Annotated in this window: 20 protein-coding genes; 12 read left to right on the top strand and 8 right to left on the bottom strand. The window is 74.3% G+C overall.

Features of this window, described 5'->3' with window-relative positions:
- Window positions 1–17: 17 nt before the first annotated feature.
- Window positions 18–1,130 (bottom strand): glycosyltransferase family A protein, encoded by a 1,113-nt coding sequence (locus tag ACVJ1F_RS03170; protein WP_456884650.1) that lies wholly within the window; start codon window positions 1,128–1,130, stop codon window positions 18–20.
- 141 nt (window positions 1,131–1,271) lie between these two features.
- Between ACVJ1F_RS03170 and ACVJ1F_RS03165 the strand changes: the two genes are divergently transcribed.
- Window positions 1,272–2,411: an ATP-dependent DNA ligase gene (locus tag ACVJ1F_RS03165; RefSeq protein WP_456884648.1), complete on the top strand. Its 1,140-nt coding sequence runs from the start codon at window positions 1,272–1,274 to the stop codon at window positions 2,409–2,411.
- A 94-nt stretch (window positions 2,412–2,505) separates the two neighbouring features.
- Here the strand turns inward: ACVJ1F_RS03165 and ligD are convergent, their stop codons facing one another.
- On the bottom strand, window positions 2,506–3,522 hold the full coding sequence (gene ligD, locus ACVJ1F_RS03160; protein ID WP_456884646.1) for a non-homologous end-joining DNA ligase: 1,017 nt from the start codon (window positions 3,520–3,522) through the stop codon (window positions 2,506–2,508).
- A gap of 122 nt (window positions 3,523–3,644) precedes the next feature.
- Here ligD and ACVJ1F_RS03155 point away from each other — a divergent pair, with 122 nt between their 5' ends.
- Window positions 3,645–6,224 (top strand): lamin tail domain-containing protein, encoded by a 2,580-nt coding sequence (locus ACVJ1F_RS03155; protein WP_456884644.1) that lies wholly within the window; start codon window positions 3,645–3,647, stop codon window positions 6,222–6,224.
- A 125-nt stretch (window positions 6,225–6,349) separates the two neighbouring features.
- Here ACVJ1F_RS03155 and ACVJ1F_RS03150 read toward each other — a convergent pair whose 3' ends face one another.
- The gene (locus ACVJ1F_RS03150; RefSeq protein WP_456884642.1) at window positions 6,350–7,291 is read right to left on the bottom strand and encodes a PhzF family phenazine biosynthesis protein; all 942 of its coding nucleotides are present in this window, start codon (window positions 7,289–7,291) and stop codon (window positions 6,350–6,352) included.
- A 107-nt stretch (window positions 7,292–7,398) separates the two neighbouring features.
- A complete protein-coding gene (gene aztA, locus ACVJ1F_RS03145; protein WP_285063181.1) occupies window positions 7,399–8,046 on the bottom strand; it encodes a zinc ABC transporter ATP-binding protein AztA in 648 nt (215 codons plus the stop codon).
- Window positions 8,047–8,097: 51 nt separating this feature from the next.
- Between aztA and aztB the strand changes: the two genes are divergently transcribed.
- From aztB to ACVJ1F_RS03120, 5 genes are all read left to right on the top strand, one after another.
- Entirely contained in the window at window positions 8,098–8,997 is a 900-nt protein-coding gene (aztB, locus tag ACVJ1F_RS03140) for a zinc ABC transporter permease AztB (protein ID WP_456884640.1), read from the top strand.
- 76 nt (window positions 8,998–9,073) lie between these two features.
- Window positions 9,074–10,339, top strand: coding sequence for an ABC transporter (locus ACVJ1F_RS03135; protein ID WP_456884639.1), 1,266 nt, complete (start codon window positions 9,074–9,076; stop codon window positions 10,337–10,339).
- Window positions 10,336–11,298 carry a zinc ABC transporter substrate-binding protein AztC gene (gene aztC / locus ACVJ1F_RS03130; protein WP_456884637.1) on the top strand — a complete coding sequence of 321 codons (963 nt, stop codon included), beginning with the start codon at window positions 10,336–10,338 and terminating at the stop codon, window positions 11,296–11,298. Before ACVJ1F_RS03135 ends, aztC begins: the two co-directional genes overlap by 4 nt.
- Window positions 11,299–11,327: 29 nt before the next feature.
- A complete protein-coding gene (gene aztD / locus ACVJ1F_RS03125) occupies window positions 11,328–12,557 on the top strand; it encodes a zinc metallochaperone AztD (RefSeq protein WP_456884635.1) in 1,230 nt (409 codons plus the stop codon).
- Window positions 12,558–12,864: 307 nt separating this feature from the next.
- Window positions 12,865–13,932 (top strand): helix-turn-helix transcriptional regulator, encoded by a 1,068-nt coding sequence (locus ACVJ1F_RS03120; RefSeq protein ID WP_456884633.1) that lies wholly within the window; start codon window positions 12,865–12,867, stop codon window positions 13,930–13,932.
- Between the two features lie 123 nt (window positions 13,933–14,055).
- On the opposite strand, the gene ACVJ1F_RS03115 is transcribed toward ACVJ1F_RS03120, so the two are convergent.
- The 3 genes from ACVJ1F_RS03115 to ACVJ1F_RS03105 all read right to left on the bottom strand — a co-directional run bounded on the left by ACVJ1F_RS03115 (window position 14,056) and on the right by ACVJ1F_RS03105 (window position 15,962).
- Window positions 14,056–14,493, bottom strand: a complete 438-nt coding sequence (locus tag ACVJ1F_RS03115; protein ID WP_456884631.1) for a VOC family protein — start codon at window positions 14,491–14,493, stop codon at window positions 14,056–14,058.
- An 82-nt stretch (window positions 14,494–14,575) separates the two neighbouring features.
- The gene (locus tag ACVJ1F_RS03110) at window positions 14,576–14,875 is read right to left on the bottom strand and encodes a DUF1905 domain-containing protein (RefSeq protein ID WP_123570686.1); all 300 of its coding nucleotides are present in this window, start codon (window positions 14,873–14,875) and stop codon (window positions 14,576–14,578) included.
- Window positions 14,876–14,912: 37 nt separating this feature from the next.
- Complete coding sequence (locus tag ACVJ1F_RS03105) at window positions 14,913–15,962, bottom strand: GTP-binding protein (protein WP_456884628.1); 1,050 nt, start codon at window positions 15,960–15,962, stop codon at window positions 14,913–14,915.
- A 69-nt stretch (window positions 15,963–16,031) separates the two neighbouring features.
- Between ACVJ1F_RS03105 and ykgO the strand changes: the two genes are divergently transcribed.
- Window positions 16,032–16,154 (top strand): type B 50S ribosomal protein L36, encoded by a 123-nt coding sequence (gene ykgO / locus ACVJ1F_RS03100; protein WP_056224971.1) that lies wholly within the window; start codon window positions 16,032–16,034, stop codon window positions 16,152–16,154.
- 22 nt (window positions 16,155–16,176) lie between these two features.
- A complete protein-coding gene (locus ACVJ1F_RS03095) occupies window positions 16,177–16,773 on the top strand; it encodes a GrpB family protein (RefSeq protein WP_456884626.1) in 597 nt (198 codons plus the stop codon).
- A gap of 17 nt (window positions 16,774–16,790) precedes the next feature.
- On the opposite strand, the gene ACVJ1F_RS03090 is transcribed toward ACVJ1F_RS03095, so the two are convergent.
- Complete coding sequence (locus ACVJ1F_RS03090; protein WP_056046959.1) at window positions 16,791–17,633, bottom strand: helix-turn-helix transcriptional regulator; 843 nt, start codon at window positions 17,631–17,633, stop codon at window positions 16,791–16,793.
- A 102-nt stretch (window positions 17,634–17,735) separates the two neighbouring features.
- Here ACVJ1F_RS03090 and ACVJ1F_RS03085 point away from each other — a divergent pair, with 102 nt between their 5' ends.
- The 3 genes from ACVJ1F_RS03085 (at window position 17,736) to ACVJ1F_RS03075 (ending at window position 19,804) form a co-directional block, all read left to right on the top strand.
- Entirely contained in the window at window positions 17,736–18,416 is a 681-nt protein-coding gene (locus ACVJ1F_RS03085; protein WP_285063192.1) for an SDR family NAD(P)-dependent oxidoreductase, read from the top strand.
- A gap of 81 nt (window positions 18,417–18,497) precedes the next feature.
- Complete coding sequence (locus tag ACVJ1F_RS03080) at window positions 18,498–19,238, top strand: ZIP family metal transporter (RefSeq protein WP_123570692.1); 741 nt, start codon at window positions 18,498–18,500, stop codon at window positions 19,236–19,238.
- 95 nt (window positions 19,239–19,333) lie between these two features.
- On the top strand, window positions 19,334–19,804 hold the full coding sequence (locus ACVJ1F_RS03075; RefSeq protein WP_285063194.1) for a MarR family transcriptional regulator: 471 nt from the start codon (window positions 19,334–19,336) through the stop codon (window positions 19,802–19,804).
- The last annotated feature ends 271 nt before the right edge of the window (window positions 19,805–20,075 follow it).

Below are 20,075 nucleotides of genomic sequence, written 5' to 3'. Positions count from 1 at the left end.
GCTCGGCCCGCGTCGGCTCAGTCCTGACGACGGTCGCGTTCGGCCTGGCGGCCGGCACCCTGTGGGAGATGGGCGAGTGGGCGGGCCACACCCTCGTCGACTCGGCGATCTTCGTCGGTTACGACGACACGATCGGCGACCTCGCCGCGGGAGGCCTCGGCTCGCTGCTGGCCGGGCTGGCGCTGCCGTTCCTCGTGGGGGGCGACGTCCGCGGTGGAGCCGCCCGCGCCTCCTCGTCCGGAGCCGATGCCGGTGCCGGTGCCGGTGCCGGTGCCGACGGACCCGGGGTCGACGCCGTCGGCCACGGCCGCCCGCGCGTCCACCACCGCTGACGGCGTCCAGCCGAGCCGCGTGAAGACGCCGGCCGGGTCGGCGCGCAACCAGCGCGACCACGGCAGGCCGTCGGTGCCGTGGACCGTGAACGAGTGCAGCGCCCGGTACGTCCGCAACCAGGGGGCGTTGCCCGGGTCGAGCGGCCGGGCCGAGATGCCCGTGACGACGTCCCGGCGATAGGCGATGCGGCCCCGCCCGGCGAGTTGGCGATCGCCGAGGTGCAGGGCGAGGTCCATGTCGTCGTGCAGCAGGGTCTCGTGCCGGTGCACCTCGTCGCGCACGTCGAGCCAGGCGGTGCGGCGCATCATCATCGTCGAGCCGAACAGCGGCCAGTGCGCCAGGGCGGCCCCGATCACGAGGTGGTACGCGCCCACGTAGAGGGCGGAGAGCAGGCGCTCGACGCCGACGGGTGCGTCGTAGAAACGGGCGTTCGTGCTGACGGCGAGCACGTCCGGATCGTCGACGAGGGTGCCGACGAGGTCGGCGACCCAGGTGCGGGGCAGGACGCTGTCGGCGTCGACCCGACCGATGAGGTCGACGGGTGCGGCGGCGCCCGGTCCGGCACCCACGCCGGCGGCGGCGTCGTACCCCGTGCTCGCGGCCGCGGCGATGCCGACCTCGGCCTCGGTCACCACCCGGGCACCGTGTCGCAGGGCCACCTCGACGGTGTCGTCGGTGCTGCCGTTGTCGACGACGATCACCTCGTCGGGCACCCGGGTCTGCCGCGCGAGCGAGCGGAGGCAGGCGTCGAGCAGGGCTCCGTCGTCGCGGACGGGGACGACGACACAGACACGCACTCGCCCATCCAACCCGGTCGGGGCGGGTCACGTCGAGCGTTCACACCCCAGGACGTCGCCGAGACCCGTCGGCGCGCACGGGGTCTCGGCGGTTTCGTGGGGTCTGGCCGCACGCCCGCCCGGCGAGAGCAGACTCGGCGCATGATCCCGACCGCCGCCGAACCGATCGTCCCCATGCTCGCGAAGGCCGTGGCCGACGTGCCCGAGCCCGACTCCGTCGAGGGCGGGCTCGTCTACGAACCCAAGTGGGACGGGTTCCGCGGCATCGTCTACGCGGAACGCGCCGACTCCGACGCCGAGGACCCCGCCGCCCCGCTCACCGTCGAGATCGGCAGCCGCGGGTCGAAGATGCTGACGCGCTACTTCCCCGAGCTGGTCGAGGCCCTCGGCCGCCTCCTGCCGGGGCCCTGCGTGCTCGACGGCGAGATCGTCGTGCGGACCGGCGACCCCGGCCACGAACGCCTGGACTGGGACGCACTCGGCCAGCGCATCCACCCGGCCGCCTCGCGCGTCGCGAAGCTCAGCGCCGAGACCCCCGCGATGTTCGTCGCGTTCGACCTGCTCGCCCTCGGCGGGCGCGACCTGCTCGACACCCCGTTCGCCGAACGCCGCGCGCTGCTGCTCGAGACGCTCGGCCCCGAGGGAGGCGTCGAGGGAGGCCCCGACGGAGGCGCCGACGACACGGCAGGAGGCGCGGACCACCCCCTGCACGTCAGCCGGGCCACCGACGACGTCGCGACCGCCCGTCGGTGGCTGACCGAGTTCGAGGGCGCAGGGCTCGACGGGGTCGTGGCCAAGCCGGCCCGCGCCTCCTACGCTCCGGGCAAGCGCACCATGCTCAAGGTCAAGCACCACCGCACCGCGGACGTGGTGGTGCTCGGCTACCGCGTCCACAAGAGCGGTTCGGGCGTGGGGTCGCTGTTGCTCGGGCTGTACGACGCCGACGGCGAGCTGACGAACGTCGGAGGCGCGTCCGCGTTCTCGGACGCCCGTCGCCTCGAGCTCGTCGACGAGTTGGCGCCGTTCGTCGACCGCGACGACGACGGCGAGGTGCGGCACGCCGAGACCGAGCGCAGCCGCTTCTCGTCGGGCAAGGACGTGTCGTTCGTCCCGCTGCGCCCCGAGCGCGTGGTCGAGGTGCGGTACGACCAGATGGAGGGCTCCCGCTTCCGCCACACCGTGCAGGTCGAACGGTGGCGCGACGACCGCGAGGCGCGCTCGTGCGGTTTCGACCAGCTCGAGGTCCCGGCGGCGTACGACCTGGGCGAGGTGCTCGCCTAGGCGACCCGCGCTTCGTCGGGCACAGGGCACCGCGTTTCAGGCATCGCACACCGACGAGACGCGGTGCCGTGCACGAGGCGGGGTGTGGTGCGGGTCAGTCGGCGGCGGGCTTCCGCGCCCGGCTGGGCTGCACGCGGGGCGGCTCGCCGGGCATCTTCGGGAAGTCCGGCGGGAACGGCAGTTCGCCGAGGCCGTCGGCGACGTCGCGTTCCCACCAGGCGAGCAACGTGTCGATGCGCCCCGGCGACTCGTGCATCGAGGCCCACGGGTCGCCGTGGGTCTGCAGCCGCTCGGGCACCGTCAGCACGGTGTGCTCGCCCGGGTCGATGCCGGGCAGGTCGTCCCACGTGACCGGCAGCGACACGGAGGCGCGGGGCAGCGCCCGGGGAGACCAGGCCCCCGCCATGGTGCGGTCGCGATTGGCCTGGTTGTAGTCGACGAAGAGGCGGTCGCCGCGTTCCTCCTTCCACCACGCGGTGGTGACTCGGTCGGGGGTGCGGCGTTCGAGTTCGCGGGCGGCGGCGATCACGGCGTGCCGCACCTCCAGGAACTCGTGCGTCGGCTCGATCGGCGCGAAGACGTGCAGACCCCGGTTGCCGCTCGTCTTGACGAACGCGGTGAGACCGGCCTCGTCGAGCACGGCCCGGAGGTCGAGCGCGGCCGTCACGGCGTCGGCGAAGCTCGTGCCCGGCTGCGGGTCGAGGTCGATGCGCAGCTGGTCGGGCAGGTCGGGCTGCTCGGCGCGCGAGGCCCACGGGTGGAAGACCAGGGTGTTCATCTGGGACGCCCAGACCGCGGCGGCGGGCTCGTCGATCACGAGCTGCGGGTGCACGCGGCCGCTCGGGTAGGTGACGTCGACGGCTCGCACGTAGTCGGGCGTGCCGCGGGGCGGGTTCTTCGAGAAGTACTGGTCGCCGTCGACGTCGCCGCCGAACCGCTGCAGCGAGATCGGACGGTCGCCGTTCGCCGCGACGAAGGGCGTGCCGACCTCGACCAGGTAGCGCGCCAGGTCGAGCTTGGTCACGCCGAGGTCGGGCCAGAGCACGCGGGACGGACTGCTGATGCGGACGTCGCGGTCGCCCACCCGCAGGGTCGTCGCCTCGGATGCCATGTGCGTGACGCTAGTCCCGTCGCGCCGCCGGGGCACGAGGTGCCGGCGTTCACGGGGCGTTCACCCGGGCGTCGCTTCCGTCCGAGATGGTTCGGTCCACACCCGACGAAACGGACACCCGAATGCGCACGCCCCTGCTCCGCCTCGGCGCCCTGACCCTGGCCGGCTCGATCGCCGCCGCCGGGCTCGTGGCCACGAGCGCCCTGCCCGCCCTCGCGGCCGACGCCGACGTCGTCGTCAACGAGATCGACACGACCGACGACTGGGTCGAACTGCTCAACACCGGCCAGACCGCGACCGACGTGTCGGGCTTCGTGCTGCGGGACGACAAGGACACGCGGACGCTCGCGCTGCCCGCGGGCACGGTCCTCGCCGCCGGCGAGCGCCTGGTCGTCGACGTCGCCGACGACGCCGTGTGGGGCGCCGCCGCCTACGGACTCGGACGCGCCGACGCCGTCCGGCTCTACGCCGCCGACGGCACGACCCTGCTCGACTCGTACGCCTGGACGCAGTTCCCGACGACGACCTACGGCCGCTGCGCCGACGGCACCGGCGAGTTCGCGACGACGGCCGCCGGGACGCGAGGCACCGCCAACGAGTGCGCGACGACACCGGCTCCGACCGACCCGACGGACCCCGCCCCGACCGACCCGACGACCCCCGCCGTGCCCGCCACGACCGACGTCGTGATCAACGAGGTCGAGTCGAACGGCGACGACACCGACTGGGTAGAACTGACGAACGTCGGCACGGTGCCCGTCGACGTCTCGGGCTACACCTTCCGGGACGAGGACGACGTGCGCACGCCCTTCACCCTGCCCACCGGTTCGGTCGTGCAGCCCGGCGCCTTCTTCGTGATCGACCAGGCCTCGGGCTCGAACCCGGTCGGCTTCGACTTCGGACTCGGCCAGCCCGACTCGGCACGCCTGTTCGACACCGCGGGCACGCTCGTCGCGTCGTACGCCTGGAGCGTCCACAGCACCGTCAGCTACGGCCGCTGCCCCGACGGCACCGGTGAGCTGACGACGACGACCGCGACCACGAAGGGCGCGGCGAACGACTGCTCGTCGCCCGTGCGCATCAACGAGGTCGAGAGCCAGGGAGGCGCGCCCGGCGACTGGGTCGAGCTCACGACCGTGGGCACCTCGTCGGTCGACCTCGGCGGCTACGTGCTGACCGACTCCGACCCGACGCACCGCTACGTCGTCCCCGCCGGGACCGTCGTCGCCCCCGGCGGCTTCGTCGTCCTCGACGAGCAGACCCCGACCTCGGCCGGCTTCGACTTCGGACTGGGCGGTGCCGACTCGGTGCGCCTGCTGCTGCCGGACGGCACGACGGCGGCCGACGGTTCGACCCTCGCCGACGAGTACTCGTGGGCCTCGCACGCCGCCACCACCTACGGCCGCGGCCCCGACGGCACGGGCGACTTCGCCGTCACGTCGGCCCCGACCAAGGGCTCCGCCAACACCTTCGCCGGCGTCTCCGTGCCGACGGCCTGGCCCGGCGGACCCGACGAGGTCCCCCTGGACGACGAGGGCACCTTCACCGGTGACCTGAGCGGTCTCGACTACGAGCCGACCGGCACCGCGACCCCCGGCACCCTGTGGGCGGTGCAGAACGGCGACGGCCTGCTCTACCGCATCGTCCCGGACGGCGCCGGCGGGTGGGCCCCGCAGACGACCGACGGCTGGGCTGCCGGCAAGAAGCTGCTGTACCCGAGCGGGGTCGCGACCGACATCGTGGACGCCGAGGGCGTCACGGTCGCCGACGACTCGTCCGCGGGCGGCGTCTACGTGTCGACCGAGCGCAACAACGCCTCGGGCTCGGTCAGCCGCCCCTCGGTGCTGCGCTACGACGCCGCGACCACGAGCCCGGCCACGACCCTGGTCGCCACCGACGAGTGGGACCTCGCCGCGGACTTCCCCGACCTGGGAGCCAACGCGGGCCTCGAGGGCATCACCTGGGTGCCGGACGCCTGGCTGACCGAGGCGGGGTTCGTCGACGAGGCGACCGGCGCCTCCTACGACCCCGCGACGTACGCCGGCCACGGTGACGGGCTCTTCTTCGTCGGCGTCGAGGGCACCGCGAGCGTCTACGCCTACGCCCTGATGGACGACGGTTCGTTCGAGCGCGTCGCCACCATCGCGACGTCGTTCGCCCTGGTCGCCGACCTGCAGTTCGACGCCGACCTCGACGCGCTCTGGGTCGTCTGCGACGAGGCCTGCTCGGGCCGCACGGCGCTGTTCTCGGTCGACGAGTCGGGGGCGTTCGCCGAGGACGTCGTCCACGAGGCACCGGCGAACGCCGACCGCGGGCTCGCCAACGAAGGCTTCGCGATCGCCCCGGCGGCGACGAGCGTCGACGGGTTCCGCCAGACGTTCTACGCGGACGACAACGACACCGACGGGTTCTCGCTGCGCGCCGGGACGTTCCCCGGCGTGGCGGCCGAGCCCGGGACGCCCGGCGACCCCGGCACCCCCGGGACGCCCGGGACTCCCGGCACGCCCGGCGACCCCGCCGCCCCCGCCGATCCCGGCACGGGCGTGACGCCGATCGGTCAGGGCTCGGGCCCGGCGACGGTCGACGGGCAGCTCGCCTTCACCGGTTCGGACGCCCGGTGGGCAGCGGCCGCGGCCCTGCTGCTCGTGTTCGCCGGGGCGGGCACCCTGATCGCCCGCCGCCGTCGACTCACCCGCGACTGAGTCACGACGCCCCACGACCCCGTGTCGAGCGATGCACCCGGAAGCGTCCGGGCGCGTCGCTCGACACGGGGTCCGTCGTCGTGGGGCGCGCGGCGTGCGGCCGCGGAGGCCGACCGGCCAGCGGGTCAGCGGGTCAGCGGCGTCGCCGTGCCGGTGACCGTGACGCCGCCGACGACCGGGACGTCGACCACGAGGCGGCTCGGACGCCCGACGTGCCGCCCCTGCCTCACCACGACGCGGGCAGGAGGCGCGATCAGGTCGAGCGCGCGGAGGTAGCCGCCCAGCGACGCGGCCGCCGACCCCGTCGCCGGGTCCTCGGTGAGGGAGCCGACGGGGAACAGGTTGCGTGCCTCGACCACGGTCGCCCCGGACGCGTCGACACCCTGGGCGTGGATCACCGTGATCGTGCCCGCCCAGCCCTGTTCGTCCATGAAGGCCCGCACGGCGACCGGGTCGAACCCGAAGGCGTCGAAGACCCGCTGGTCGCGGACGGCCACCACGGGGTGCCGGTTGCCCGCGAAGGACTCCCGCAGCGGACGACGCTCGTCGAGGTCGGCGTGCGTGAGGCCGAGCACCGCCAGCAACCGGTCGGCGACGGTCGGGTCCAGGTCGCGCACGACGGGGTCGACGCTCGTGAACGACGCCGTCACCGGGCCCGCGACGACGTCGGCACCCCCACGCGAGGTCTCGATCACGACCGGCCCGACCGCCGTCTCGAGCGTGAACGCTCCGACCCCGCGACGCTCGGCCAGTGCGACGGCGGTGGCGATCGTCGCGTGCCCGCAGAACGGGACCTCGGCCCCGGGCGAGAAGTAGCGCACGGCCACGTGCCGGTCGTCACCGGCGCGGGACGGATCGACCACGAACGCCGTCTCGGCGTACCCCACCTCGGCGGCGATCCGCCGCATGTCGGCGGCCGAGAGGGCCGACGCGTCCAGCACGACGCCGGCCGGGTTGCCGCCGCCCGGTCCGTCGGCGAAGGCCGTGAGGTGCAGCACCTCGACGGTCGGGGCGGACGGCGACGGAGCGGCGGGGCCGGCGGGCGGCGAGGGTCTGCGGTCGGTCACGACGCCACTGTGCCGCACCGCGCCTCCTCGTCGCCAGCGCCACCTCGGGCCGGGTGGCCCGCCCGGACCTCGAGACCGTGCCGGACCGTGTCGGACCCCAAGCCGCCTCACACGACCCGACCGGCCTCGAGCCGCACCACGCGGTGCGCGGCGTCGAGCAGCAGCGGATCGTGCGAGACCGCGAGCACCCCCGTGCCCCGGGCCGCCTCGTCGAGCAGCGTGGCCCGGATGCGGTCGGCGCTGTCGGCGTCGAGCCCGGTCGTGGGCTCGTCGAGCAGCAGCAGGTCGGCCCCGCGCGCGAGTCCGTGGGCCAGGAGCGCACGCTGCCGCTGGCCACCCGAGAGCGCGGCGAAGGGTCGGGGCGCCAGGTCGGCGACGTGCAGGCGCTCGAGCGCCTCGTCGACGGCGGCGCGGGCTCGACGGTCGAGGGGACGCCACCGGCCCACGCGACCCCAGGCACCGACCGTCACGACGTCGCGCACGGTGACCGGGAGCCCGTCCGGGATCGACGTGCGCTGCGGGACGAAGGCGATCGTCGACGTCGTCGAGCGCGTGCCCGACGACGGTTCGCGGACGCCCGCGACGACCTCGAGCAGCGTCGACTTGCCGGCGCCGTTGGGGCCCGCGACCACCGTCAGGGCACCGCTGCACACCTCGAGGTCGACGTCGGCCAGGGCCACCCGGTCACCGAACGTGCACCCCACCCCGAGGAGGCGCGCCAGGGACGAGGGAGCGGCGGCGGTGGTCGTCGTCATGCCGTCAGCCTAGTTGATAAGCGTTCTCATTCTCAGCTACGGTCGTGTCTCGTGCCCTTCCTCTCCACCGCCGTCCTCGAGCCGTTCTCGCTCGACTTCGTCCAGCGCGCCCTCGTCGGCGGCGGCCTCGTCGCGATCCTCTGCGGCGTCGTCGGCACCTGGGTCGTGGTCCGCGGCATGGCCTTCCTCGGCGAGGCGCTCGCGCACGGCATGCTGCCCGGCGTCGCCCTCGCGACCGTGATCGGTGCGCCCGTCCTCGTCGGCGGGGCGCTCAGCGCCGTCGTGATGAGCCTCGGCGTGGCGGCGCTGCAACGACGCGGTCGCCTGTCGTACGACACGAGCATCGGCCTCCTCTTCGTCGCGATGCTCGCCCTCGGCGTCGTCGTCATCTCGCACTCGGGCAGCTTCGCCACCGACGCCACGTCGATCCTGTTCGGCGACGTCCTCGCGATCACGACGGCGGACCTCGGCCTGCTCGCCGGCGCGACGATCGTCGGCGTCGGCCTCGCGGCCGCCTTCCACCGCCCCCTGCTGGCCCTCGCCCTCGACCCGCGACTGGCCGCCGTGCTGGGGCTCGGTCCGCGCTCGGCCCAGGCCGTGCTCGTGGGCCTGGTCACGCTCGCCGTCGTCGCCTCGTACCAGGCCGTCGGGTCGTTGCTCGTCGTCGGACTGCTGCTCGCACCGGCCGTCGCCGCGGGCCACTGGACGACGCGCCTGCCCACGCGGATGGTCCTCGCCTCGGTCGTCGGCGTGCTCGCCGTCGCCGTCGGCCTGCTCGTCTCGTGGCACGCCGCGACGGCCGCCGGCGCCTCGATCGCGGCGACGGCCATCGCGTTCGCCGGCCTCTCGGGGGCCGGCCACGCCGCCCTCGGCCGTCGGCGGACACGACGGGTCGACACCGCCGCCCCGGGTCGCACGGGCACGGCGCCCGTCGCGACCCCCGCCTCCTGACCCGCCCGCACTCCCCCACGTCCACACTCCCCCGCCCGTCTCCCCGACCCACCCCACGCCCACCCGGAAGGACCGCATGCGATCCCCCCTCCTCACGACCTGCCTGCTCGGCACGCTCGCCCTCGGGCTGACCGCCTGCTCGCCCGACGCCTCGCCGGGCGGCGACCCCGCCGCCGGGACGACGGCCGACGAGACCGGCACCAGCGGCGAGGGCCACGGCGCCGTCGCCGGTGCCGAGGAACTCGCCGAGCCCCGTCTCGGCCTCACCACGATCGACCCGTCGGGCACGGTCGCCCACCTCGACCTGCTCGACGAGGGCGTCGTCGAGCTCGGGTCGGTCGACGCCCCCACCGCCGTGGAGACCGACGGGCGGTACCTGTTCGCCGAGACCACCGGCGGCCTCGAGGTCGTCGACAGCGGGGTCTGGACGTGGGACCACGGGGACCACTTCCACTACTACCGGGCCGACCCGCGCCTCCTCGGCACCGTCGAGGGCGACGGCGCGGCGACCGTCGCGACCACGAACCTGTCGACCTCGGGTTCGACCGGCGTGCACTTCGCCGGCTCGGGCGACGCCGTGCTGCTCGACACCGAGGCGCTGTCGCGGGGCGAGCTGCGGGAGCGGTTCCGCCTCGACGGCGAACCGGGCACCGGCATGGTCGTCCCCGTGGGCTCGTACGCCCTGGTGACCGAGGGTCGCGGCGAGGCGACGACGCTCGTCGGACGCACCGCCGACGGTGACGAGACGGGCCTGCGCGAGGCCTGCCCGGACGCCTCGGGCACGATCACGACCCGCGTCGGGGCGGTCGTCGGCTGTTCGGACGGCGCCCTGCTCGCGACCGTCGCCGACGACGAGCTCGTCGTCGAACGCATCCCCTACCCGGCCGGCTCGACCCCGTCGTCGGGCGGCACGGCGGCCCCGGCCACCGCGTTCGACAACCGGGAGGGGCGACCCACCGTGGCCGGGCTCGCCGGCTCCGAGGGCGTCTGGCTGCTCGACACCCGGGCCCGGGCCTGGACGCTGCTGCCGGCACCGACCCCGCTGGTCACGGTGACCGCCGTGGACGACGCCGACCAGCGCCTCCTCGCCCTCGCCCGGGACGGCCGCGTGCTCGTCCTCGACGGCGCCACCGGCCAGGTCGTCGCCGAGACCGCGCCGCTCGTCGCGGACTCGCTCGCCGCGGGCCGGACGCCGACGCTGATCGCCGACCAGCAGCGCGCGTACCTCTCGGCCCCGGTCGAGGGGCGGCTGTACGAGATCGACGCCGCCGACGGCGCGCGGATCGCCCGCAGCTTCGAGACGGCGGGCGAGCCGGCCTTCGTCGCGGAGACGGGTCGATGAGGGCGCCGTCGACGGCCCGCCGCCGGGCCGGGCTCGCCACCGCCAGCCGCAGCACCGCCGCCCGCGTCGCCGCTGTCGCCGTCGCGGCCGCGCTGGCCCTGACCGGCTGCGCACCCGCCGGCGACGACCGTCCGGTCGTGTTCGTGTCGACGAACATCCTCGGCGACGTCGTCGACGAACTGGTCGGCGACCAGGCCGAGGTCGTCACCCTGATGAAGCCGGACGCCGACCCGCACTCGTTCGAGATCTCGGCGCAGCAGGCGGCACGGATGCGGGCGGCCGACCTCGTCGTCTCGAACGGCCTCGGCCTCGAGGAGGGGCTGCAGCAGCACCTCGACGCGGCGGTCGACTCCGGCGTGGCCTCGTTCGTCGCCGCGGACGCGATCGACGTCCTCGACTACCGCGACGGCGACGCCGCCGGCACCCCCGACCCGCACTTCTGGACCGACCCGGGCCGCATGCTCGACGTCGTCGACGCCCTCGGGCCGGTGCTCGCCGAGGTCGACGGCGTCGACGCCGCGGGGCTCACCGCGCGCACCACCGACTACCGGGCCGAGCTCGAGCGACTCGACGCCGACATGGTCGACGCCTTCGCCGCGATCCCCGCCGAACGGCGCGCACTCGTGACGAACCACCACGTCTTCGGCTACCTCGCCGACCGGTTCGACTTCGACGTCGTCGGGGCCGTGATCCCCGGCGGCACGACGCTCGCGGCGCCGTCGGCGTCCGACCTCGCCGACCTGGTCGACGCCGTCGAGACGACGGGCGTCCCGACCGTGTTCGCCGAGTCGTCCTCGCCCGACCGACTCGTGCAGGCCCTGGCGAGCGAGGCGGACGTCCACGTCGACGTCGTCGAACTGTTCACCGAGTCGCTCACCGCGGCCGACGGGGACGCCCCCGACTACCTGACCATGATGCGCGTCGACACCGAGCGCATCGCCACCGGACTCTCCCCGTGAGCGTCCGACCACCAGAAAGAGGAACACCCATGCGCACCACCCACCTGCGACGGACCGGCGGCACGCTGCTCGCCCTCGGCGTCGCCGCGACCCTCGTCGCCTGCTCGACCGGCGGACCCGGCTCCGCGTCCGACGCGACGGGCGGCGCCGACGCGACCGGCGCCTCCTCGTCCGGCCCCCGCCTCGCCGTCTCGTCCGAGGGCCGCGTCACCGTGCTCGACGGCGAGACCCTCGAGACCGTCGGCGCGTTCGACTCCGAGGAGTTCACCCGCCTCAACCCGGCCGGCGACGGCCGACACGTCATGGTCACGACGAGCGGAGGGTTCCAGGTGCTCGACACGGCGGCCGGCAGCTCGTCCGAGCCCGCCCTGACCGACCTGGTGTTCGACGCCGACACCGCGGGCCACGTCGTCCGGCACGGCGGCAAGACGATCCTCTACGCCGACGGCACGAGCGACACCACGGTGTTCGAGTCCGCCGACCTGACCGACGCCGTCACCGACGGCGAGCTGCCCACGGTCGAGACGATCGAGGGCGTCGAGGCCCACCACGGCGTCTCGGTCGTGCTCGAGGACGGCACCTTCCTCACGACGGTCGGCGACTCCGACGGCCGCACGGGCATCGAGGTGCGCGACGCCGACGGTGCGGTCGTGGCGCAGAGCGACGAGTGCCCGGGCGTCCACGGCGAGGGCACCGCGGCCGACGAGGCCGTCGTCCTCGGTTGTGAGGACGGAGCGCTCGTCTACCACGACGGCACGATCACCAAGCTCGCCTCGCCCTCGCAGCCCTACGGCCGCATGGGCAACGCGTACGTCAGCGAGACCAGCCCGCTCGTCGTCGGCGACCACAAGGACGACCCCGACGCCGAGGGCTACCTGCTGCACGCGGTCACCCTGATCGACACGGCCGCCGACACCCTCGACGTCGTCGACCTGCCCGAGGGCGTCGAGTACACCTTCCGGGGCGTCGCCCGCGGCCCGGGCGACCTCGCGTACCTGATCGGCACCGACGGCGCCGTGCACGTGCTCGACCCCGCGACCGGCGAGCTCACGGCGTCGTGGCCCGTGATCGGCGCCTGGGAGGGCCCGGCCGAGTGGCAGGACGCCCACCCCGCGATCGTCGTCGCGGGTGACGTCGGCTACGTCACCGAGCCGGCGACGGACAGCGTGCACGCGGTCGACCTGACCACGGGCGAGGTGCTGTCGTCGCGCGAGCTCGACGTCACGCCCAACGAGGTCGCGGTGGCCACGGCCGACTGACGCGACCACCCCCGGGACGAGGAGGCGCGGTGCGAGGGCACCGCGCCTCCTTCGTGGTCGGGGGCTGCGCACGGCTCGTCCGGCCGGCCCGGCGCGCCCGGCCGACCCGGCCGGCCCCACCCCGCCGGCCCCGCCCGCCCGCCGGTCGCCGGCCCGTCCTCTGGGGGCACCTCGAGCCCCGTCCCCGCGTCCCGCGGCACCGAAGACCGGGAGAGTCCGACGAATTCGTGACGTTTCGCCCTCGGGCCACGTCTCCATCGTGTGCCGCCCACGGCGGCGCCGCAGGACCACGGATCGAGAGGACCCCATGCCGAGCTTCTACGTCAGCGCGCCCGACGGAGAACCGGAACCCACCGGCGGGGTCTCCGCGCACCCCGTCGACCTCGCGGGCGGCGGCGGCGACGACGGGGGCGGCGGCGACGACGGGGGCGGGTCGACCTACCGGCGCGTCCAGGACGGCGGCACCGACCTCCGCGAGGCGACCCGCCGCCTCGAGACGCACTACCGGGGCCGACGATTCCGGTCCCAGTCGGGAGGCAGCCCGTTCGAGTACTCGTACGTGCTCGCCGGCGACGACCGCCTCGTCATGCAGACCTCGTCGTTCAGTGCACCGATGCAGGGCGAGATCCCCTTCCCGGGGCAGTACATCGTCGCGTGGAACCGCAGCGGACGCACCACCCTGCACCAGCGCGGCCACACGTTCACGAGCGAGGGCTCCACGCCGTTCCTCATGCCGGCCGAGGAGGCCTTCTCGTTCGAGTCGACCCCGCGGAGGAACGGCATGGTGCAGGTCGGAAGCGACTTCCTCGAACGGACCGCCGCCGAACGCCACGGCGGACCGTCACAGCGCGTCGTGTTCGACTACGCGGTCACCCCTCGCCCCGAGGCGGTCGCGGCCTGGCGGACCGCCGTCGGGTCGAGCGCCGCGACCGTCGTGGCCGAGCAGGCGTCACCGCTCGTGCGGCTCGAGGCCCAGCTCACCCTCGCCCGGGCCATGCTCGACCTGTTCCCGTGGCGAGCCGTCGACGTGCCCGTCGGCCTGCGCACGCAGGAGGCGGCCCGCGTCCGGCACGCGGTCGAGTACATCCACGCCCACGCGGCCGAGCCGCTCACCCCGGCCGACATCGCCGAGGCATCGGGCATGCACACCCGCACCCTGCAGACGTCGATGAAGGAACACCTCGGCACGTCGCCAGCGGCGTACCTGCGCCAGGTGCGCCTCGACCGCGTCCACGACGAACTGCTCGCGGCGGCACCGAACGAGACCCGTGTCTCGGACGTCGCCCGACGCTGGGGCTTCGGCAACTTCGGCCGGTTCGCGGGGTCGTACGCCGCGCGCTTCGACGAGTACCCCCGCGACACGCTCGCCCGCTAGCGACGCCCTGCCCTGCGCAGCCCCGCGCTGCCCCGCCCCGCCCCGCCCCGAGGAGGCGGTGGTCGAGTGGGCAGAAATCGTCCTTCCCGCTCGCACGAAGGACATTTTCTGCCCACTCGATCGTCAGTCACCCTGCTGCTGGGCGTAGGCCTCGGGGCCCTGTTCAGCCGTTGACGGGTCCACCCAGCCGAACTCGAGGATGTTGCCGTCCGGGTCGGTCAGCTGGCGCTGGTACATGAAGCCGTAGTCCGACGCGGGGCGCGCCTCCGTGCCTCCGGCGCCGAGGCCGGCGGTGACCGTCGTGTCGACCTCGTCACGCGAGTCGAGCATGACGGCGGTGGCGACCGAGGGAGCCGTGGTGGGATCACCGATGGGCAGGTCGGTGAAGGTCTGGAAGTACTCACGCCGGAGGATCATGAACGCGCTGTGGTCCTCCTCCACGATCACGCACGCGGCGTTCTCGTCCGTGAAGAGCGGGTTGATGGTGAAGCCGAGGGACGTGTAGAACGACTTCGCCCGGTCGAGGTCGGTCACGGGCAGGTTGACGAACATCATGGCCACGGGGTTCTCCTTCGAACGGTCCACGGGTGGTGACGCACAGCGTGGCCCCGCCCGTGTCGGCCGTCAAGACCTCGGCGGCAGCTCAGAAGTCGAGCAGGCGCACCGTGACGCCCACGGTGTCGCCGACGCCGAGGCCCTCGGCGTCGCGCACGGCCCGCTTGACGGGCAGGGCGTAGGCGTTCTCGTCGCCGAGGGGGAAGACCGACGTGGTGAACGTCGACGAGCCGACCCGCGCCTCCACCCGGACGGAACCCCAGCCGCGCAGCAGGTCGCCGGCCACCATCAGGACGTGGTCCTCGACCTCGGGCGGCAGGCTGACGAACGTGTAGAAGGCTCGCCGACTCTCCCACCGCCACAGGTCGGCGTCGAACGTGAACTGCATCTCGACCCCTCCTCCCGCCGCGAGCCGTCCTCCGAACCTAGTGCCGGTGCCCCGGCCCGGCCCCCGGCCCGCTCCACACCGGAAACGGGTCGACGAAGTCGCGCCAGCCCGCCGGGTCGCCCAGCAGCTCGTCGTCGGCCAGGAGGCACGTGTCGAGCTCTCGACGGATCGTCGCGACGTCGAGGTCGAGACCGAAGAAGGCGATCTGCTGGCCGTGCGGCGAGTCGGGGTGCCACGACGGGCTCGAGGTCGGGTCGAGGCTCAGCATCTGCCCGACGCTCGACCACGAGCCGACGCGGTCGCTGCGGGTCGCGAACTGGGTGAAACCGCGCGAGCGCAGCACCGTGCCGACGGCGCCCGGGGCGAAGGTGTGCTCGACCGCGACGGCGAGGCGCCCCGGGTGGAACGGACGCTCGTCCCGGTAGGCGTACGTCGTGACCACGCCGTCGTGGTCGAGGTCGGGGGTGTGCTCCGAGAGGGCCTGCATCCAGCCGGCGGCGCCGCCGAGCTGCGCCGCGCCTCCCGGGCTCTCGAGGGTCTCGCGTCGCACGGCGTCGACGCCGGCGACGCGGCTCTCCGGCGCCAGTCGCGCGAGCAGCCGGCGGATCGTCCGCAGGTCGCGCGGGGACACCCCGGCCGTGTCGACCAGGACGATCACGGTCGCGTACTCGACGAGGTCGACGACGTGCTCGGCGGCGAGGAACCGGTCGTCGACCCCGCCGAGCACGAGGTCGACCAGCTCGACCGCGCTGACGACCGAGACGACGTGCTGCAGCAGCGACCGACCCGAGGGCCGCCCCAGGGACGAGTCGAGCAGCGAGCCGAGCAGCAGGCCGGTGGCCCGACTCGGGGTGCCGGCAGCGAGCGTGGCCACGACGTCGACCGGGTGCCCGTCGTGGGCGAGGTCGAGCGCGAGCCGGTGCACGGCGTCGGCGGCGTCGTGCGCGTCCGGACCCGCGACCAGCCGGTGGCTCGTCGATCCGAGCAGCCCGTCGGCCACCTGGTCCACCGCCGACGGGCTCTGGCCCGTCACGAGGACGACGCCCCGGTGGCGTGGGGACGAGGAGGCGCGGGTCGGTTCGGTCATGCCCCCACGCTAGGTGATAATGGTTCTCACTAACAACCGACACCACCCCATCGACTCCAGGAGGCAACCGTGAAGGTCCGCAACTCGCTCAAGGCGCTCAAGAAGATCCCCGGTTCGCAGGTCGTCCGCCGCCGCGGTCGGGTCTACGTCATCAACAAGAAGGACCCGCGGTGGAACACGCGTCAGGGGTGACGGCGTCTGGCAGGATCTCCTGATGCCTGCCGACCCAACGCCCCGCCGCCCCGCCGTCACGACCACCGAGATCGTGGGTGGCGCCGAGGCGGTCCGGGTCGCCCTGCACGACTACGACGAGCGCTGGCCGGCCGAGTTCGCCGAGCACCGACGCCGCATCGTCGAGGCCCTCGCGCCGTCGGGCATCGCGGTCGGCGTCGAGCACATCGGCTCCACGTCGGTGCCGGGCCTCGCGGCGAAGCCGATCGTCGACGTCGTGGTCGCGGTGCCCGACATCACCGCGGAAGAGGACTACCTCGACCCGTTGCTCGCCGCGGGCTACGAGCTGCGGGTGCGCGAGCCGGGGCACCGACTCGTGCGGACGCCGGAGCGCAGCGTCCACGTGCACGTCTACGAGCAGGGTGCCGACGCCATCGCCGGGTACCTGCTGCTGCGCGACCACCTGCGCACCGACGCCGCCGACCGCGAGCTGTACGCCGACGTCAAGCGGGCCCTGCTCGACCGCCGCTGGGACGACATGAACGACTACGCCGACGCCAAGACCGAGGTCGTCACGGCGATCACGGCGCGGGCTCGCGCCGCCCGGGACGCAGCCCGGGACTCAGCCCGCGAGGGCTGACCCGAGCGGGCACGGCCTCAGCCGGCCGAGGTCGCCGCCATCGACTGCAGCCCGGTGACGCGCAGCAGGTCGAGTCGCGCCTCGTCGTCGGACCCCGGCGCCACCGTGTAGACGACGATCCTCAGGTCGCCGGGCGCGGTCAGCACGTCGCAGTCGATCGCGATCGGGCCGACCGGGGTGCCCGTCACGGTCTTGCGACTGGCCCGGTGCTCGGCGACCTTGGCCTCGGCCCAGCGGCGTGCGAACTCGGGCGACGTCTCGAGCAGGCGCGACACGAGGTGGCCGAGCGAGGGGTCCGACGGATAGCGCCCCACCGCCGCCCGCAGGTCGGCGGCGAGGTCGCTCGCGAAGTCCTCCTCGTGCCGGGCGTCGAACTCGGTGCCCTCGTGGCCCGACGTGAAGTGACGCCAGACGAGGTTGCGCTCGAGCCCGACGAGGCGCGACGGGTCGCCGTTCACCGCGGCCCAGAGGGGGTTCCAGAGCAGGATGTCGTGGGTCGCCGAGAAGACGGCCAGCGGCACGTCCCCGAGCCGGTCGACGATGCGCTGCACGCCGGGCCCCACGTGGCGCGGGACGATCCCGGCCGACGGAGGCGCGGCGCCGGCCGAGCGGTAGAGGTGGTCGCGTTCGTCGTCGCTCAGGCGCAGGGCGACCGCCAGGGCGCGGAGCATCTGCGGAGACGGGTTGGTCGCCCGACCCTGCTCGAGGCGGACGACGTAGTCGACGCTCACCCCGGCGAGCGCCGCCAGCTCTTCGCGGCGGAGACCCGTCGTGCGGCGCCCCGCCCCCGCGGGCAGCCCCACGTCGGCCGGGCCGACCCGGTCACGCCACGACCGCAACACGTCCGCGAACTCGCTCATGCAGCCATCCTCCCCCGGCCCGGTCGCCCCAGGGTGGTACCGGCAGTCCTCCCGTCGTGCGGGGCCTGGGTGCCGAGGCGGGGCCGGGCGCAGCATGGACCCATGACCACCACACTCATCACCGGGGCCAACAAGAGCCTCGGACTCGAGACCGCCCGCCGCCTGCTCGAGGCGGGCCACACCGTGTACGCGGGCATGCGCGACCTCGACTCGGGCGACGCCGTCCGGGCCCTGGGCGCCCATGCCGTGCAGCTCGACGTCACCGACCAGGCCGGCGTCGACGCGGCGCTCGCCTCCCTGCCCGAGCTCGACGTCCTCGTCAACAACGCGGGCGTCCTCGGGTCGTCGTTCGGCGTCGACGACCTCACCCCCGAGACGATGCAGGAGGTTCTCGACGTCAACGTCGTCGGGCTCGTCCGCGTCACCCAGGCCGCGATGCCCCTGCTGCGCCGCTCCGACCGACCCGTGATCGTCAACGTCGCGTCGGGCGTCGGCTGGCCGCGCTGGCTGAGCACCGAGGGCCACGACGAGTACCCCGTCGCCGCGGTGCCCTACGCGTCCTCGAAGGCGGCCGTGATCGCCCTGACCGTGCAGTACGCCAAGAACCTGCCGACCTTCCGCGTGAACGTCAGCGACCCCGGCTACACCGCCACCGACTTCAACGGGCACGGCGGCCACCAGACGGTGACCGAGGGCACGGACGCCACCGTCGCCCTCGCCCTGCTCGGGCCCGACGGCCCGACCGGCGAGTTCCACGACCGCCGGGGCCGCATCGACTACTGAGCGGCGACCGCATGAGGCGCGGTGCGAGTCCTCGGGACCGGCACCGCGCCTCCTGCGCACGGAAGGACTAGACACGTCCTCGTGCCCTCACCGCTCCTCCTCGCCTCTCTCGCCGGCCTGCTCTCGGGCCTCTCCCTGGTCGTCGGGGCGGCGGTGTCGTGGTTCGTCAGGGTGCCCCGCGAGGTGGTCGCCCTGGTCATGGCGTTCGGTGCGGGCGTCCTGATCTCCGCGCTCTCGTTCGACCTCGTCGACGAGGCCACGAGCAGCGGCGGGCTGCTCCCGACCCTCGGCGGGTTCCTGGCGGGCGCCGTCGTCTACGTCGTCCTGGACCAGCTTCTCGAGCACGGCGGGTTCCGGCGCAAGCACCACCGTCGCGGGTCGGCCGGCTCGGGCACCGGCCTGGGCATCGCCCTCGGCGCCCTGCTCGACGGCGTCCCCGAGACCGCCGTCCAGGGCGTCAGCCTGACGGGCGGCGGGTCCCTCAGCATCGCCGTGCTGGTGGCCGTGGTGATCTCGAACTTCCCTGAGGGCATGTCGAGCACGGCCGACCTCAAGTCGTCGGGCCGGTCGGCCGGGTACGTCTTCGGCCTCTGGTCGGGCATCGCCGTGGTGTGCGCCCTGTCCGCGCTCGGCGGGTACGCCCTGCTCGGCGGGGTGCCCGAGGGCGGACAGTCGTTCGTCATGGCGTTCGCCGCCGGGGCGATCCTCGCGATGATCTGCGACACGATGATCCCCGAGGCCTTCCGCAAGACGCAGACGCTCACGGGACTCGTGACGGTGCTCGGCTTCGTCGCGAGCTACGTCGTGCACCAGGTCGCCTGAGCGGGTCGCCTGAGCGGGTCGCCGCGCCCCGAACTGGGTCATCCGTTCTGCGCAACGGTGCCGACACCGGGGGCGATGCTCGGTACCCTGCTGTCGTGAGCCCCGACCTTCCCGCCACTCCGGAGAACCACCCGGAGTCCGTCCGGCGCCTCGCCGCGACGCTGCAGACCCTGGACGAGGCCCACCGCCGCTACCGGCTCCACGCCGCGAAGGTCTTCGGGATGGGCCACACCGAGCTGGCGGCCCTGCTCGCCGTCGCCGACGCCCCGGGGCTCACCCCGGGAGCACTCGCCCAACAGCTGCTGCTGAGCACGGGGGCGACGACGGCCGTGGTCGACCGGCTCGAGAAGTCGGGGCAGGTCACGCGCAGCCGTCACCCGGGCGACCGCCGCAGCCTCTTCCTCCACCTGACCACGCAGGGCGAGGACACCACGACCACCCTGCGCGAGGCGTACCAGTACGTCCTCTCGACCACGGGCACGGACGAGACGATCGCCGAGGCCCTCCCCCAGCTCGACAGCATCGCCGCCGCGCTCGACGCCGCCGCCCGCGAATCCGCGACCTGACCCGGGCCGGCCGGTGCCGGACTCGGACGCCCGGTCGCACCGCGCCTCCTCGCCCGGTCTCGCCGCGCCTCCTCGCCCGCTCTCGCCGCGCCTCCTCGCCCGCTCTCGCCGCGCCTCCTCGCCCGCTCTCGCCGCGCCTCCTCGCCCGCCCGCACCGCGCCTCCTCGCCCGTGTCGCACCGCGCCTCCTCACACGGGTCGCACCGCGAACTGAGCGTCGCACCGCCCACTTCGGCGGTGCGACATCCAGTCGGCGGTGCCGCACCGCCCCT

The organism is Frigoribacterium sp. 2355, assembly GCF_054060695.1.
This window is presented reverse-complemented; position numbering and strand designations above follow the sequence as displayed.

Excerpts from the sequence above, each read along its gene's own strand:
- ACVJ1F_RS03165 (WP_456884648.1), top strand. The coding sequence starts at position 1,272 with ATGATCCCGACCGCCGCCGAACCGATCGTCCCCATGCTCGCGAAGGCC.
- ligD (WP_456884646.1), bottom strand. The coding sequence starts at position 3,522 with ATGGCATCCGAGGCGACGACCCTGCGGGTGGGCGACCGCGACGTCCGC.
- ACVJ1F_RS03155 (WP_456884644.1), top strand. The coding sequence starts at position 3,645 with ATGCGCACGCCCCTGCTCCGCCTCGGCGCCCTGACCCTGGCCGGCTCG.
- aztA (WP_285063181.1), bottom strand. The coding sequence starts at position 8,046 with ATGACGACGACCACCGCCGCCGCTCCCTCGTCCCTGGCGCGCCTCCTC.
- ACVJ1F_RS03135 (WP_456884639.1), top strand. The coding sequence starts at position 9,074 with ATGCGATCCCCCCTCCTCACGACCTGCCTGCTCGGCACGCTCGCCCTC.
- aztC (WP_456884637.1), top strand. The coding sequence starts at position 10,336 with ATGAGGGCGCCGTCGACGGCCCGCCGCCGGGCCGGGCTCGCCACCGCC.
- aztD (WP_456884635.1), top strand. The coding sequence starts at position 11,328 with ATGCGCACCACCCACCTGCGACGGACCGGCGGCACGCTGCTCGCCCTC.
- ACVJ1F_RS03120 (WP_456884633.1), top strand. The coding sequence starts at position 12,865 with ATGCCGAGCTTCTACGTCAGCGCGCCCGACGGAGAACCGGAACCCACC.
- ACVJ1F_RS03110 (WP_123570686.1), bottom strand. The coding sequence starts at position 14,875 with ATGCAGTTCACGTTCGACGCCGACCTGTGGCGGTGGGAGAGTCGGCGA.
- ACVJ1F_RS03105 (WP_456884628.1), bottom strand. The coding sequence starts at position 15,962 with ATGACCGAACCGACCCGCGCCTCCTCGTCCCCACGCCACCGGGGCGTC.
- ACVJ1F_RS03095 (WP_456884626.1), top strand. The coding sequence starts at position 16,177 with ATGCCTGCCGACCCAACGCCCCGCCGCCCCGCCGTCACGACCACCGAG.
- ACVJ1F_RS03090 (WP_056046959.1), bottom strand. The coding sequence starts at position 17,633 with ATGAGCGAGTTCGCGGACGTGTTGCGGTCGTGGCGTGACCGGGTCGGC.
- ACVJ1F_RS03085 (WP_285063192.1), top strand. The coding sequence starts at position 17,736 with ATGACCACCACACTCATCACCGGGGCCAACAAGAGCCTCGGACTCGAG.